General features: G+C 35.1%; 18 protein-coding genes. 5 read left to right on the plus strand and 13 right to left on the minus strand.

All coding sequences use genetic code 11. The features are described from left to right. Nucleotides 1-4: 4 nt before the first annotated feature. The 8 genes from DRF65_RS06615 to DRF65_RS06655 form a co-directional block, all read right to left on the minus strand. Nucleotides 5-376, minus strand: a complete 372-nt coding sequence (locus tag DRF65_RS06615; RefSeq protein ID WP_115969963.1) for a 3-hydroxyacyl-ACP dehydratase — start codon at nt 374-376, stop codon at nt 5-7. Nucleotides 377-380: 4 nt separating this feature from the next. Then, the gene (locus tag DRF65_RS06620) at nt 381-992 is read right to left on the minus strand and encodes an outer membrane beta-barrel protein (RefSeq protein WP_115969965.1); all 612 of its coding nucleotides are present in this window, start codon (nt 990-992) and stop codon (nt 381-383) included. Nucleotides 993-999: 7 nt separating this feature from the next. Then, nucleotides 1,000-1,635 carry a hypothetical protein gene (locus DRF65_RS06625; protein ID WP_115969967.1) on the minus strand — a complete coding sequence of 212 codons (636 nt, stop codon included), beginning with the start codon at nt 1,633-1,635 and terminating at the stop codon, nt 1,000-1,002. Continuing rightward, nucleotides 1,601-2,977 carry a polysaccharide deacetylase family protein gene (locus DRF65_RS28805; protein WP_228438556.1) on the minus strand — a complete coding sequence of 459 codons (1,377 nt, stop codon included), beginning with the start codon at nt 2,975-2,977 and terminating at the stop codon, nt 1,601-1,603. The genes DRF65_RS06625 and DRF65_RS28805 overlap by 35 nt, the downstream gene beginning before the upstream one ends. A gap of 149 nt (nt 2,978-3,126) precedes the next feature. Continuing rightward, nucleotides 3,127-4,188, minus strand: a complete 1,062-nt coding sequence (locus DRF65_RS06640) for a beta-ketoacyl synthase N-terminal-like domain-containing protein (RefSeq protein WP_115969969.1) — start codon at nt 4,186-4,188, stop codon at nt 3,127-3,129. Next, entirely contained in the window at nt 4,185-5,384 is a 1,200-nt protein-coding gene (locus DRF65_RS06645) for a beta-ketoacyl-[acyl-carrier-protein] synthase family protein (protein ID WP_115969971.1), read from the minus strand. Before DRF65_RS06645 ends, DRF65_RS06640 begins: the two co-directional genes overlap by 4 nt. 186 nt (nt 5,385-5,570) lie before the next feature. Continuing rightward, nucleotides 5,571-5,828 (minus strand): phosphopantetheine-binding protein, encoded by a 258-nt coding sequence (locus DRF65_RS06650; RefSeq protein ID WP_089695129.1) that lies wholly within the window; start codon nt 5,826-5,828, stop codon nt 5,571-5,573. A 97-nt stretch (nt 5,829-5,925) separates the two neighbouring features. Beyond that, nucleotides 5,926-6,483: a 3-oxoacyl-ACP synthase gene (locus DRF65_RS06655; protein ID WP_228438558.1), complete on the minus strand. Its 558-nt coding sequence runs from the start codon at nt 6,481-6,483 to the stop codon at nt 5,926-5,928. Nucleotides 6,484-6,612: 129 nt separating this feature from the next. Here DRF65_RS06655 and DRF65_RS06660 point away from each other — a divergent pair, with 129 nt between their 5' ends. From DRF65_RS06660 to DRF65_RS06685, 5 genes are all read left to right on the plus strand, one after another. Continuing rightward, the gene (locus DRF65_RS06660; RefSeq protein WP_115969975.1) at nt 6,613-8,097 is read left to right on the plus strand and encodes a hypothetical protein; all 1,485 of its coding nucleotides are present in this window, start codon (nt 6,613-6,615) and stop codon (nt 8,095-8,097) included. Nucleotides 8,098-8,110: 13 nt separating this feature from the next. After that, on the plus strand, nt 8,111-8,707 hold the full coding sequence (locus DRF65_RS06665) for a DUF6705 family protein (protein ID WP_115969977.1): 597 nt from the start codon (nt 8,111-8,113) through the stop codon (nt 8,705-8,707). 178 nt (nt 8,708-8,885) lie between these two features. Beyond that, nucleotides 8,886-9,449: a DUF6705 family protein gene (locus DRF65_RS06675; protein WP_115969980.1), complete on the plus strand. Its 564-nt coding sequence runs from the start codon at nt 8,886-8,888 to the stop codon at nt 9,447-9,449. Further along, nucleotides 9,449-9,889: a hypothetical protein gene (locus tag DRF65_RS06680; RefSeq protein ID WP_115969982.1), complete on the plus strand. Its 441-nt coding sequence runs from the start codon at nt 9,449-9,451 to the stop codon at nt 9,887-9,889. Before DRF65_RS06675 ends, DRF65_RS06680 begins: the two co-directional genes overlap by 1 nt. A gap of 211 nt (nt 9,890-10,100) precedes the next feature. Beyond that, nucleotides 10,101-10,631: a hypothetical protein gene (locus DRF65_RS06685; RefSeq protein WP_115969984.1), complete on the plus strand. Its 531-nt coding sequence runs from the start codon at nt 10,101-10,103 to the stop codon at nt 10,629-10,631. Between the two features lie 57 nt (nt 10,632-10,688). Here DRF65_RS06685 and DRF65_RS06690 read toward each other — a convergent pair whose 3' ends face one another. Genes DRF65_RS06690 through DRF65_RS06710 form a run of 5 tightly spaced genes read right to left on the minus strand, consistent with a single transcriptional unit; the run spans nt 10,689 to nt 15,318 of the window. Next, nucleotides 10,689-11,831 (minus strand): beta-ketoacyl synthase N-terminal-like domain-containing protein, encoded by a 1,143-nt coding sequence (locus tag DRF65_RS06690; protein WP_115969986.1) that lies wholly within the window; start codon nt 11,829-11,831, stop codon nt 10,689-10,691. Continuing rightward, complete coding sequence (locus DRF65_RS06695) at nt 11,828-12,256, minus strand: acyl-CoA thioesterase (protein WP_115969988.1); 429 nt, start codon at nt 12,254-12,256, stop codon at nt 11,828-11,830. The genes DRF65_RS06690 and DRF65_RS06695 overlap by 4 nt, the downstream gene beginning before the upstream one ends. A 51-nt stretch (nt 12,257-12,307) precedes the next feature. Continuing rightward, on the minus strand, nt 12,308-13,576 hold the full coding sequence (locus DRF65_RS06700) for an ABC transporter permease (RefSeq protein WP_115969989.1): 1,269 nt from the start codon (nt 13,574-13,576) through the stop codon (nt 12,308-12,310). Further along, entirely contained in the window at nt 13,563-14,321 is a 759-nt protein-coding gene (locus tag DRF65_RS06705; protein WP_115969990.1) for an ABC transporter ATP-binding protein, read from the minus strand. Before DRF65_RS06705 ends, DRF65_RS06700 begins: the two co-directional genes overlap by 14 nt. A gap of 1 nt (nt 14,322) precedes the next feature. Then, entirely contained in the window at nt 14,323-15,318 is a 996-nt protein-coding gene (locus DRF65_RS06710; RefSeq protein ID WP_115969991.1) for a BtrH N-terminal domain-containing protein, read from the minus strand. Between the last annotated feature and the right edge of the window lie 20 nt (nt 15,319-15,338).

The following is a 15,338-nucleotide window of genomic DNA, read 5'->3' on the forward strand; positions in this document are numbered from 1 at the left end:
GATGTTATTTTTTATAGCTTACAGACAATTTTAATGCAATAGTCTCGCCAAAGGAAGTTACATTTTTTACTTTAACATCTTCCTCGTTTTCAGTAATGTCCAGTTGAAGTTTCAGGTCAGGAGTCTCAAAAGGATTGATAATAGCCATAAATTTTACATTCGAAGCTGTTTTTAAAAATAATTTTGACCCTGTAAATTCTTCTGTAAGTTCTTTTATGATCTGCATCATACAAACTCCTGGCGTCACAGGATTTCCTGGGAAGTGGCCCTTGAAAATATCGTGATCTTTATTCAAATGGATATTAGCAATAAAGCTTCCGTTTTCTGTCTTTTCGTATGATGTTAAACTATAAAAATCTGTAAGAATGGTTTGCATGATCTTATTTTTTAAGATTAAATGTATAATATACTCCAGCCTGGAAAACTACATTGGCATGTTTTCCCTGGTAGTTATTTATGGTATGTAAAAAGCCGTGTTTTATTCTGGCTTCCACTCCAAAGTTCTTGGTAATGTCATAACCCGCCCCTGCAGTAATTCCTAAATCGAAATTATAGGATGGATCAAAGTCTTTTTCCACAACTACATCAATGGTAGGGCCTATAAGCACATTGAAATTTTTAAAATAAAACTTATTGACTAACTGAGTTCCAAAATAAGAAATTTTATATTCATCTCTGTCATTTCTTCCAATACTTTCTACTTTTGCACCTTGTCTTGAATAATTAAATTCAGGTTGCAAAGCATAAAATTTAGTAAGTCTTATATTTCCAAAAAAACCAATATAAAAATCTGTACGGTTCTTAAATTTATAAGATCCTTTTATTTCATCGTAGGAATGAGTGTTTTCATCATAAATTAAGTATTTTTCAACCCCATTGCCTTGTGTGAAATGTGAAAAATTGGCCCCTCCTCTTACTCCAAGGCTGAAAGTTACCTGTGCAAAAGACAGTCCGGAGATGAGAGCAAAAAGCAGAAAATATATTTTCTTCATGTATAAGTTATTCAGTTTCGGTTATTTGAAATAGTTTTATATTGATCTTAAAATCCTTATGATCTAAGTGTAAGCTGTCCGCGAAGATATGTTTTTTCGCATCAAAAGTAAAATCGATCTTTTCTCTGTTATTTTTAGTATAAATAATCTGTTTCAGTAGATTATTTTCTTTGTTAAAGAACAAATAATAGCTTTTATTGTCAATTTTGGAGAGATAGATGTTAGCATTTTCATTTTCAAAGCTTTCGCTCACCGGATATTGTCTTTTTAGAAGTTGCTGAAAGTCATTCTTCAGAAAATTGATGACAATTTTTTTATCCAGATCAGGAAGTACATAATTGAGTTTGAAGTTATTCTCCGAAATCTCAAAATCAATCAGTTTATTGCCAAAATCAGACGTTAATGCGACCCGATGTGTCTTATCATTCAGTTTCTTGATGATGAGAATACCGCTTACATGATTTTTATAAATATCCATCTGGCATTTATAGACATAATCTTCGGCAGACGAAAAATAAAGATTTTCTACTGTCTTTTCATTTATCGGAACCGGTTTTACGTCTGTAAGCTGATAGGTTTTGCAGGAAACAGCCGATAACAGGATCAGGCTATAAAGTAAATTCTGACGCAGGAATCGAAGCATTGATCTTTGTATTTTTAAAAACAATATTCGTAGTATCTCCGGAAGCTTCCGTCATATTTACCTGGGAAACGGTAGATTGATTTTTAGGGAAATAAAGTTCAATCTGTTTGATGTATTTTAAAAGCTGGGACGTCTTCGGTACAAATTTCGCCACATTGTAATTCCCGTTTTTGAAATAGGTCACCGTAAACTCAGGGTCGTTGAACATCGTTCCGTTGGAGCTTCCGACAATCAGTTTATTGATCTTTTCAAAAGTTTTGCTTTTGGCATCTACGGAAGATTTTTTTCCCTGATCGTTGATGTATATTTTATTGCTTTTGAAAACAATGCTGTACTGATAAGGTTTGGTATATTTCCAGCTCAGCATATTAGGGGTCTGCAATGACATTTTTCCGTAGGTAACAATACTTTTATCCAGAAAGTCCAGTTTCTTGGTTTGGGTAAAATCACTTTGCAGGGTCTTGATTTCTTTGGTGTCCGCCGAAACCTTAGATACGAATGCCTTAGCCTCCGCTCCTGACATTGCCGTATTTTGGGCAAAAAAGAAACCGGAAACCAGTAAAAATGCTCCGAAAGCAATATTTTTAATCATTTTTTTTCTTGAATTTATAATAGAATCAACTGTAAAGGTTGAGTACTTTTTATCTGCCAAAAATACTAATAAATCCGCCAGCACACGATACGTTTTTTCTGAAGTGTCGTGAAGAAGGATAATGCTCCCTTTTTTCAGGCCTTTAGTTACTCTTTGATAGATTTTCTTTTCATCATCAATGATCGTGTCCAGAGAGCGGACGTTCCAGCCAACGCTTGTTTTATGAGTCCGTAGTATCGCTTTGGCAATACTAGGATTGGTAACTCCGAAAGGAGGTCTGTATAAGTCTGTTTGTATATTCCCAACCTTCTTTATAACCTTGTCACAGTTTTCGATCTCTGCGGTCATTTTTGAAGCAGATAAAAAACCTGTTGAATTGGAATGGGATAGGGTATGATTTCCGATGGAGTGTCCTTCAGCAATGATTCTTTGAAAAGTTTCAGGATATTTCTCAATCTGTTTTCCGATGCAGAAAAAGGTAGCTTTTATTTCATGTTCTTTAAGCAGATCCAAAAACTTCGGTGTAAATTCAGTAGGGCCATCATCAAAAGTAAGGGCTACTTCCTTGATTTTTGTCCTCTTATGGGTAATACTTTTGACAAAATATCCCAGCTCAATAGCAAATGATCCCCAAACCATCACAGCAGAAAAAGCAAGAAAACAGGCAACATATACCCAAAGGCTTCCCTGAAACGCATAAATAAAAACGTTACAGAAAAGATAAAATAGGATAAATGAATAATGTCTCATCGTCTTTAAAGTTTGTGAATCTAAGTTGTCGTTTTGAGAGCCGCAGAGCAAACTAACGAATCTGAAATTGTATAAAATAGTGATTCTTCCTTCGTCAGAATGACAATACTGCTTTATTTTATAAACCAGTCCTTTTGTCTTTCGGTCAATTAAGCTTTTTCCAGTAATACCAAGCTATGATCGCTACCTGCCAAATGATTGTAAAGAAGAATATTCTTCACTTTTTCTTTTCTCTCTGTATTAATCATCATTACTTCCGGGATCTGCTGATCCTTAAGAATATGACATGCTATAAATGTAGAAAAACCACTTGCAGTATTGAATTCCCCACTCAAATGTTTGTAATACAATAAAGCAGAGTCCTGAAAAAGATCCATAGCTTTAGTATAATAGACATCAGAGTTTGCATCACCACTATAACCTAAAATGACAGCATCAATATCTTTTGCTGAAAGGTTGTTCTTCGTCAAAAATTTCTGTATAAAATCTGAAGTTTCTTCCAGATCTAATCCATTGCTGATTTTAATATCTGTAAGTTTTGCATAGGCATTTTCTGTTTTATCTTTCCCCAAAACAAAAAAGCTGGCACCTTCGCCCCAAATAACTCCATTGGTTGTGGAATTCAAATAATCTGCGGGAAGGTCTGCCTCCTTTTTAACGGTATTATTCAGACAGTAGAGTTCCATTGTTCTGTCAGTTTGCTCATCGGTAGAACCTACCAGAACATTTTCAGCTTCACCATCTTTGATCTGAAGCAGTGCATCCAGGAATGAAAATTCCAGCGATGAAGACGTATTTACATAGGTGAAGTTGTAGCCATGGCACTGTAATCCCAGTGCAATCTGACCTGCAACAGTATTATGGGTAGACTGAATGAAAAATGTAGGAGTTAGAAATTCCTCATGGTTATCAATCACATTTTTCAGAAACTTTTCAGAATCCTGTGAACATCCCATTCCGGTTCCTACAATAATAGCATCCGGCTGTTCTATTCCAGCTTCTTTTAAAGCATAGTGTGAAGCTACAGAACTCATTTTTACCGTTTTGGACATTCTCCTGATCATGGCAGGTGGAATGAATTCCTTGTAATTAGGTTCTATGGCTTTAATAATCTTTACCGAGTTTTCCGGCTTAAGATTCTGAAGAATATTTTCGCTTAAAGTGCCCTGAACGGAGATACAGGATGCACTGTTGATGTATACTGTACTCATGACTTTGAGAAAATTAAGGTTGAACAGTTTCCTCCAAACCCAAATGAATTGGAAAGAACATGATTGATATTCTTCTCCTTCAGCTCAGTAACCGGAGTTAAATCAAACTCTTCCATTTTTGTTTTAAAATTCAGGTTCGGAAAGATAAGGTTATGCTGCATCGCTAAAATTGAAAATACAGCTTCAATGCCGGCAGCGGCAGCCAGTGTATGTCCTGTAAATGCTTTTGTGGAGCTGAATTCAGGAACGTTATTTTCTCCAAATATCCTGATCATAGCAATTCCTTCTGATAAATCATTATTGGGAGTTGCTGTTCCATGAACATTGATATAGTCGATCTCTTCTTTTTTTAATCCTGAAGTTTTCAGTGCTTGCTGCATGGCTAAAAAGGCTCCCTGGCCGTTTTCAGAAGACGCAGTTTGGTGATGTGCATCGTTGGCATTTCCGTAACCGGAAAGATAGGCCAGCACCTTTTTGTTTTCCTTTTTTACAATTTCTTCAGACTCAAGAACTATGAAAGCAGCAGCTTCTCCAAGGTTCAGGCCTTTTCTGTCATTATCAAAAGGAGTATTGTAAGAATCGGTAAGGATCATCAGAGTATTGAAACCATTCAGGGTAAACTTTGAAAGAGAATCTGTTCCTCCAACGATCACACGGTCCAAAATTCCGTTTTTAATCAGTTTTGCCCCCATCATGATGGCATTGGCTGCAGATGAACAAGCAGTGCTGATAGTGGAAACCATGCCTTTTAATCCCAAATGACCGGCTATCGCCAATGAGGAATTTCCGGCATCATGAGCATCAATATATTTTTGCTTTTCAGGAAAGTTTTCATAGGAATAGAAGTACTTTTCAGTAATATCCATTCCGCCAACACTGGTGGAGGAGATCATTCCGGTTCTGTACCCGTTGATATCTGATATTCCGGCACTTTCTACAGCTTCTTTGGCAGCAACCATACCTAATAAGGATGTTCTTGTGACATTGTTGTCTGCGTTAAGTTGAAGTTTTTGTACAAGTTCCTCGTTGGATAATTTTATTTCACCTGTTTTAATGGTTCCGGCATGACGGGTTTCAAACATCTGAATATCTGAAATACCATGCTTTCCGGATTGCAATGAAATAAAATTTTCTTCCACATTGTTTCCGATGGAGGAAATGATGCCCATTCCTGTGATGGCAATTTTTTGACTCATTAATTAGTTTTCTATGAATTATTTAAACGCAATGAGCGCAAAGCTTTATTTTTCAAACTGTTTTTAAGCTCGCAAGGGCGTTTCACTTAGCCAAGAAAATACAATTCATTGCTAAGTGAAGCGCCTTTACGACCGAAAATATTTCCGATGTTTAAAAAGCTCAGCGAACCTAGCGTTTGAAAAAAATTATTTTGTTCTGTTATTTTCGATGAATTGAGCCATGGTATCGATAGATTGGAAAATTTCCTTTCCTTTTTTAGGATCAGCTAATTTTATTCCATAGTCTTTATCAAGAAGAACGATTAATTCTAAAGCATCAATAGAGTCTAATCCTAATCCACCTCCGAATAATGGATCAGTATCTTTGATTTCCTCTACAGAAACGTCTTCAAGGTTAAGGACTTCAATAATTTTGTGCTTCAATTCAGTTTTTAAGTTTTCCATAAAAAGTTTTAATTTAATAATGTACCGATATAACAGTTTATCAATGCGTTAATGATTTGTCATTGTTGCATTTTCAGATTGCCGGATGGTTACATTTTTATAAGGTTAGCAAATATACAAAAGCTTTATAATTTTCCTGAAATAATTCAACCCAGCCGCACAATACTTTATCTGCTTTTTCTGATTGAAGAATCTGTTCTGCATAATCATTTAAAAAATTTTCATCAAAATCATCGAGAACGAAGAAAGCATTCTCTGTCTGCATTTTGTGCTTAATGCTGATTTCACCTACACAGATGTTGGGTAAAGTATAAACAAAGACTGCAGGGCTCGGAAAGTAATTTTCCTGAGAATTGATGCTTTCCTGGTATTTGAAATCGGTATCCAGACTGGATGACCGGTTGGCAAAAACCAATGCGGTTCTGCTGTGATCTTCATCTTCTTTTAAGATCATTTCGGCAGAGAGAAAAGCCAGTTTGCTCAGGTTATCCATTTTATGAAACTTTGGATAGTTCAGCTCTGCATTTTTATAGGCTTCTTTAGCAAACTCCGGGAATATATTGCTTTTGGATTCAAAAATAAGATTTCCGTCAACGGTTATCTTTGAATGTTCTATAGTACAGGTTTTTGTTTTCTTCATTAATGGTATTTCCATTTTTTACAAATATAAAATAATTTGAAATGACAGCGAGTTGTTATGGGGTGCATTCAAATTTTTAAATATTTATTTTTTTTATCCCTTATTGGTGAAAAAAATAGTATATTCGAAAACTAAAAAACATCTATGAGAGGAAAAATTATTCTTCGGTTGGCCCTGTTATCAGTGCTGACACTTTTTATCTATTCCTGCCGGACGGAAGATGAAGTACTTCCCAAAGAAGAGCAGGCCCAATTCAGGGCTCCTATTGAAATGTTCCTGAAATTTGAAGAGAAGGCTCAGGCTGATCCGGAATTCAGATCTCAGAACAGGCAGCAGGCATCCGGTCAAACTAACCAAAAGAATGCCTCTTACAATACCTCCCCAGTAAATATTCCTATCTCTCAGGTGAGCTATAAACTGCCATTCAGAGAAACCATAGAATCATTTTTCCAAAACAATCCTGCTTTAGGGCTGGAATTTTATAAAGATTTTGGAAATCCTTTTTATAATGTATCTACCTATACTTATGGAGATAGTTCCAAGGCTATTGCCTTTCCTATTCTTCAGGGAGATCGGGTAACGGCTTTTATTCATGGTATTGTTACTCCCAACAGAGATTATGTACAGTTTACTATTGTCCAGAATAATGATCCTGTAACGCTGAGAGTATTAGCCATTCTTCAGGATGCGGTAGATAACTTATATCCCAAAAATCCTACTCCAATGGGGAAATTTGCTAAAGAGCAAAATATTAGGGTTAACGATATCGAGGAAATCACCATCATTAAATTCAATGTTTTTTCTGGTGGCGGTGGCGGTTTCGGATATATGTTCCCTGGAAGAGAGTGGTGGAAGGATTCTCCATGGAAGGAAGCTAATGGAGCACATCTGGGCAGTGGAGGAGGAAAAGCAATGTCCGGTGATGGTTCTAAACATAAGTTTCCGGATTATCTGGATCCTGAGGATGATCCTTGTGAGAAAACAAAGAAGCTTTTGGATGATATTGCTGTTCAGCTTAAAGTAAAGGATTTGAAAGAGCATGTAGAGAAGGGAGCGAAGGGAGAAAAAGGCTGGAAGTTTAATAAAGATGGAAGTGCACCTACAGAAACCACCGAAAATGGAGAGCATAGTGTAAATTTTGGAGATCCCTCTACCATAAATGGAGGTTATCATAATCATACAGAAACAGGAGTACATATATTTTCTTCAGATGATATTTCTACTTTAATAGAAATTGCAAGATACCAGAGTATAGGAAATACAGGTGATGCCTATATGGGAGTGGTAGCTCCCGGTGGCATACATTATGTAATGTATTTTGATGGAAGTCATGGGGATTTACCCATCCCGAATTCTTATTCTGAATTACAAAGAGATACATGGAATGTTAATCAAAAAATTCAATCCTTTAAATTATTGAAAGTAGAGAGTTTTATAAGTGTTGTTAATGGGAATAAAGAATTGAATAGTAGAGGGTTGGAGCAAATTTTTTTCTCAACATTAAAAAGTATGGGATTAGAAAATAAAATAAATCTTCAAAAAATAGACTACATTACTAATAATGTTTCAACAATTAAATTAAATTCAGATGGAAGTACAAGTTCAACTGTTTGTCCAAACCAAAAATAATATAGTATAGATTATGGAGTTAAAATTTTTTTTAAAAAAGCAAGTGTATATTTTTCTAGTTTTGTGCTTAGGTTTAATTAGTTGTAAGGCACAGCAGGTATTACCATTAAATACCTCTGATTACAGTTCACCAACAAACTCATATTTTAAAGACCTAGATAATGAATTGAGCCCATACATTGGTACTTGGAAATCAATTTTTCAAAATAAAACAATTATACTAAATATTACAAAAGAAATAAAAAGACCTTATTCTGAGTGGGGGAAAAGTTTTTTTTCAGATGTTCTTATTGTAAAATATGAAATAAAAGATTCAAATGGGAATATTTTACAAACTACTTTAAATAATACATATCATCCTAATGCAGCCATTAAAAATCTAATATTAAGTTTAGGTACAAAAGCTGATGGACAAATTGATTTACTATATGCTGGTGGAAATTGTAGTGTAGGAATTGGAGATATTATTTTCAAGAAACTAAGTTCTACTCAATTTTCATGGAACTATTATCCTGGAACCACAACAAGAAATGACATTACTTGTCCTCCTGATAAAGACTACACAATTTATCTTCCAGAGACAGAGAATCTGATCTTTACAAAGCAGTAATGAGAAATGGATGGATCATATTTGGTTTTTTGGTCGTGTTTTCTTGCAAGGCACAACAGGTATTGCCATTAAATGCCTCTGATTACAGTTCACCAACAAACTCATATTTTAAAGATCTAGATAATGAATTAGGTACTTGGGAGTCAATTTTTCAAAATAAAATAACTTCTAAGCAATAGTGAATAACTTACTTACAATATTGGGGATATTCGTTGTGTGTTTTTGTGAAGCACAAACAATATATTCATTAAGACCTACCGAAATAAACCTTTTGAATAATTCTTATGAAAAAGATACTAATAATGAATTACAAGCATATGAAGGTATTTGGAGGGGAGAATGGAACAATAAAATATTTATTATTACTTTAAAAAAAATCACTAACAAATATGATAATGATGTTAAACGCTATAGAGATTATTTAGTCGGGCGGTTTATTGTAAAAGATTCTAATGAGCATACTTTATTTGATAATATTAAATCTTCAGATGATCAAGCTAAAATTCAGGGAATTAATTTTAGAAGATATGGCAATAAATACTCTTTGATTTATAATGATCCAGAATTATGTCATATAACAGGAAATATTGCTATTAATTTTATAGATACAGTCAAAACAAAATTGGAATGGAAGTATTATCAAAATAGTGATTGGACAGATAATGATTGTTTTTATCATGGGTTGCCACAATCCCAACGTCCTGATCCTTTGCCACAAAATATAATACTTACCAAGCAATAATGAATGATATATTTAAAATACTAGGAACTTTGGTTGCTAATTTTGGTGGAAAAACAATTACTTTCTTGATTACCAGACAAGAGCATAAAACATTTAAAATGCCTAAAACAACAGATTTTTATTATCAAGATGCATTGAATATCAATATTGTAAAGAACTCAAGTGGAGTGGAAGTGCAAAATAACAGTAATGTTCAGTATGAGTATGATAGGAAAGCAATAACGAGTATGTTTGTTAATAATGGTATTGTAAATTTTTATTATACCAGAACTAATTGTGGCGCAGGTTGGGGTAGTATAAACCTTAAAAAAATAAGTAATACGGAGGTTTCATGGACTTATCTTCCTAATGATACAGTGTTAACAGCCAAAAATTGCCCAGGAAATCCTGATATAACTTATCTGCCAGAAACAAAAAATCTGATTTTCACTAAACAGTAATTCAATAATTCAAAAGGTCGATATATTTAACAATGGAGAAAAAATCGTTTATATTATTTATACTCTATTTCTGTTTTTATTGTGCAGGACAAGAAATAAAAATTCCAGATAATTTTAGTGAGTATCCAATTCCTAAAGTAGAGTCTAAAGAGAATGGTATGATCTCATTAATTCTAAGGATTGTTATGCTGTAAAAAAAGAGAATAATAGATTGGTAGTAGAAAAGACCAATTATTATAAAAAGAATTCTGAATTAGAAATCGAAGATGGAAAATTGATTGGAGAAAATAAAGGAGAATGGGGAGGGGAATTATATTTTGAGCCTAAAAAAGACAAAGAAAAAAATGTGAAAATAAAATTTGGAAATATTGTTGATATCTTCAAATTTCAGAACAAAATTTATTTCACTGAAGGTTCAGGTATTTGGGGAAGTTTGTATGAATTAAACAAAGATTCAGTTTTTACATATAAAAAAATAGAATCATTTGGAGACGCCCTAGAAGCATTAACTGTATTTAATAATATTATTTATATTGTTTCTCATCATAGTTTTTATAAAGTAGTGAATCAAGAAGCAATACTTATTTTTAGGAATCAGTTTTGGAGAGGCCTATATCCAAATTCCGTAGCTGTATTCGATGAAGAACATATTTTTATTGGTATGCGGAGTGGAATTGCTAAGCTCAATATTGTCAAAAAAGAAGTTAGCTTTTATCGGGAAAAAAGATTTGATACTTACTAAACAATAATAAAAACCACCAGAATTGGGTGGTTTTTATCATTTATATGATAGATAGAATTAACATTTTTCCAACACAATCGCCGCATTACAGCCTCCAAAACCAGAAGCCGTTTTCAGAATATACTTTACTGTTGCTGACTGGTTTTCTCTGATAATATTCAACGGCTGGGAAACCCCCATTTCTTCAAAATTCTTAGAAGGAAGTAAAGTGTTTTGAAGAGCACTTTCCATAGAAATGATGCTTTCCAATAATCCCGAAGCCCCTAAACAATGGCCATAGAATCCTTTCATGCTGTTAAGCGGGACGTTTTGAAGATTCATTCTGCTGAATGCCATGCTTTCCATCTCATCGTTGTATACTGTTGCCGTTCCGTGGGCAGAAATAAAATCGATCTGTTCTGCGGAAACATTAGCTTCCATCATAGCATTTCTGATGCTTCCGTATAAGCCGTCTCCTGTTCTGGAAGGGCCGGAAATATGATTGGCATCATTGATGGCTGAATCTCCCAATACTTTAAATCTGAAATTTTCATTTTCAGAAGGGTCAACTGTGATATAAACGGCGGCCGCTGCCTCACCAATATTGATCCCATTTCTGTTTTTATCATACGGTTTGCAAGGCTCTGAACCAATAGCCTGAAATGAATTGAATCCGGAAATTACAAATTCAGAAATTTCATCTCCTGCAATCACAAAGGCATCTCTGTATTTTCCTGCCTGAATCATATTCCTGGCAACAGCAATAGCCATTACCCCGGAAACACAGGCATTAGATACTACAATAGGCTTGGTTTTAAATCCGAAAAAATCAGCAATTTTCTGGGCTAATTGCGATAAATAGACGCCTTCAGGCAGTTCAGTCTGATTTTTTAATAGACTGATATTCCCTTTTGTTGTAGATAGAATGAAAGCTGTCTCTTCAGAAATGTTATGTTTTTCAACAAGAGGTTTCATGCTTAAAAGCAGCATTTTTTCCAGTCTTGTGAAGTTTTGAGCAGTATTTCCGGTGAAGTTTCTGTCGAACTCTTCATCCAGTTTTTCAGAATTGATACAGGAAGCATAAAAAGCGTCCTGATTTTCTATAATCTGATGTAAAGCAACTCCTGATTGCCCTGCTAAAAGAGCTTCCCAATTAGAATCCACATCGAAGCCAAGGGGAGTTACGCAGTTGTAGTCTGTGATATAAATTTCCTTCTTCATGATAATCCCATTTTATCTTTCCAGGTTTGAAAAAACTCTGGGTTGTACAGACATAAACTTCCATTGCTGTCCAGGAATACCTGAATAGTTTCTCCACTGCATACTAGTTTATTTTCCTGGTTGAAAATTTCATACTTATAAATAAGCTTGGCGGAAACAGAATTGATAAAAGTCGTTACAATCCTGAATGTTTCTCCATATTTTAAAGGAAGAAAATGTTCACAGGTGCTCTTTACAATAGGCGTTACATAGCCCGCGTTCTGAATGTCAAGATAGGTAAGACCATGCTGACGTCCAAAAGCTTCTCTTCCGTCTTCAAAATACACAATGTAATGCCCATGCCAGACAATTCCCAGCGGGTCTGTTTCATTGAATCGTACTCTTACTTCTTCGGTACAGGTTAATATATTTTCGTTAGACTGCATGTTGTTTTTTAGTTGTCAGGAAATTCCAGACAATATTAATAATAAAATCGATTAAATATTATGAAGCTTTCTTTCGTAAAAAATAGAAATGGATACGGTGGCAAGATAAAATAAAAACAGGAATACCAGTTCCTTGGCAATACCTCCGATTCCGCTGTTTCTTAGAATAATATCATAATAAGCATTCAATCCCCAGTTCATAGGTGAAAATTTGGCTACCGTCTGCATGAATTCAGGCATTAAGAATACCGGAACCCAGATTCCACCGATTGCTGCCAATACTACTACAGATGTTGCTCCAAAAGGTGCAGATTGTTCCTGTGTATCAGCAATCGTTCCCAATAATACTCCAAACCCAATGGCGGCAAGGCCGGAGAATAGAGTTACCGTAATAAGCTGGAACATTTTTCCGGATACATCAAATGCCGGAAGATCCATATAGGGAAAAAGATAAATACCTACAGCTACCATCAATAAAAACTGAATGATACAGATAATAAGATATGTAAATGTCTTTCCTAAAATATGAACGAAATAAGGGGTAGGGCTTATTCTTGCTCTTACACTTGTACCCTGGCTTTTTTCCTTTACCAGGTTGATGGATAGAGGAACTACGATGAAAAAGATTGCAAAAAGAGTCCAGGCAGGAACGTTATGCTGAACAGAATTCGGCATAATATCCATTTCTCCTTTTTTCGGGGTGATTTCCTTGAAGCTGATGAGGTTCTTATTCTCTTCAAGGTTTTCAGTTGTTCCCAGCTGATCCTGGAATGCTTTATAGATCTTTTTATTTTCGATCTCAAAAACCATTTTGTTCACTGAGTTCATCACCGAATTTTTGAATCCGGCATTAGTGGCAGGATCAAAATATAAATGAATCTCTTTAGCTTTCGGAGCTTCTATTTTTGTTTTTGCAGAATCACCTTCTAAACCAAATGAGCTTACAATAGCCTGAACTTTGGAGTCGATATTAGAATTTAAATCCTTCGTAAGATCTTCAGGAATGACAATAGCCATCTGATAATCTCCTGCAAATACAGCATCCTGAGCCGATTTTTCGTTATAATTAGTCAGTAACTGGAATGTTTTACTGTTTTCCAGCTCCCCTTTTATATTTTTGGAAACCTCAGATTTGTCGTTATCAATAAAAATGATCGGGATTTTTGAACCTTCAAGATTTTTAAAGGTAGAATCCTGGATCAGGGTAATCGTTACAATCAAAAGTAATGGCATTACAAAAATAATGACGATTCCTCCGATATCTCTTTTTAGCAGAAGAATTTCCTTAATAAAGCTTCTCCACAGTTTATACAACAACATCTCTTAATTCTTTTCCGGTTAATGAAATGAAAACATCTTCAAGGTTTTCTGCATGGGCAATCTGAGAAACAAGCTCTTCGGGAGTTCCTACTGCGTGAATTCTTCCTTTATCAATAATAGCAATCTTGGTACAGAATTCTTCGGCCTCAGAAAGATGGTGGGAAGTATAAATGATGCACGTTCCGCTTTTATTCAGTTCTAAAAGGAAATCTATGATAACTTTTTTAGATTGTACATCTACTCCTACTGTAGGTTCATCCAAAAACAATACTTTCGGATTGTGAAGGGTTCCGGCGATGAGGTTGCAGCGACGCTTCATTCCTCCTGAGAATTGTCCTACCTGCTTATTGGCAAATTTTGAAAGCCCCATGATTTCCAGGGAATCATCAATGGCTCTGGTAAGTTGTTTATGCTTTAATCCGTATAAGCTGCCAAAGAACATCAGGTTTTCTTTTGCGGTAAGGGTAGGATAGAGTGCATATTCCTGTGGAACAATTCCCATAATCTGTCTGATCTTGAAATTGTCTTTTTGTGGAGACATTCCATTGATGGTAAATTGTCCTGAAGTAGGTTTTATTAACCCTGAAAGCATAGAAATCAAAGTAGTTTTCCCTGCTCCGTTGGGCCCAAGAATTCCGTAGATATCATTTTTGTCGATATTCAAGGAGATATCATTGACAGAAAACTCGTCGGAATTTTTGTATTTTTTATATAGATTTTTAATCTCAATCATATTTTCTGCCATATCAGATCGCTTTTCTCAGTTTTTTATAGAAAGCTTCTTCTAAATCTGCAATATGAAGCATGGTTTTTGATAAAGTGTTGTAGATGTCGCTCTTAGCATTTCTGTTTTTGTACACTCTGGCAATATCTACTGCAAAATCTCTCCAAAGATCCCCGATAGAGGTAATTTCTTTTGAAAGTTCTTTTAGTTCATCATTTTTAAGGATAACAGCCGCTTCCTGAAGAAATGCTCCATAAATAAACCTGAAACCTCCGCCTCCGGTTCCAATTTCTTCCTGCATTCTGATCAATTGGCCGAGGTAATGGTTGGTTACTTTTGTTCCTTTCTTCTCTGCCCATTTCGGGATACTTTTAGCAACCCATCTCATAGCTTTTATTCCGATAAGTGGTACCGGAGCCAGCATATTTTTACAGGTATCCTTAATCCCTTTTTTAATAGCTTCTTCCAAATGAACATCTTCAGGAATATAAATAGGGTAGTACATATGTCCTTTTGGAGGAAGTGCTCCTTTGGCATATCTTACTTTTTCAAGTTCTGCTTCGGTAAGAGTTGTGGTATAATCCATCACCGGATCACTGATAAGAAATTTTCCATCTTCTTTACCATATACAACCAGGTTGTGGGCATTGAAGTGGAATTTATATTCTTCAGGGAAATAGGTAAGGTTGAAAACTCCTACCTGAAGTCCTGTAGGGATATTTTGTGCTAAGTTTCTCTCCAGTGCTTTTTGAGCATCCTGGGGATTCGAGAATTTTTCTCTTTTGATTTTAATTCCTAATCTTTTTGCTGCTTTACTGAAAATAGCACCCGGCATCGGACGATAGCTGAAGCCCGGAGCAAAATTCACTTTTAAAAAAGGAAGATAGACAAAAAACAGTCCAGAACCGATTCCGAAGATCATAGGTTCGCTTAGTTTCAGTCCTCTGTTAAGCAGTAGATTAGAAGCAACACCGTTTTCGCAATGCGCAGTCTGATGGTGTTCAAAGTTTAATTTCATTTGCAGTTTATATCTTTTTC

Source organism: Chryseobacterium pennae (genome assembly GCF_003385515.1).
Taxonomy (GTDB): Bacteria; Bacteroidota; Bacteroidia; order Flavobacteriales; family Weeksellaceae; genus Chryseobacterium; species Chryseobacterium pennae.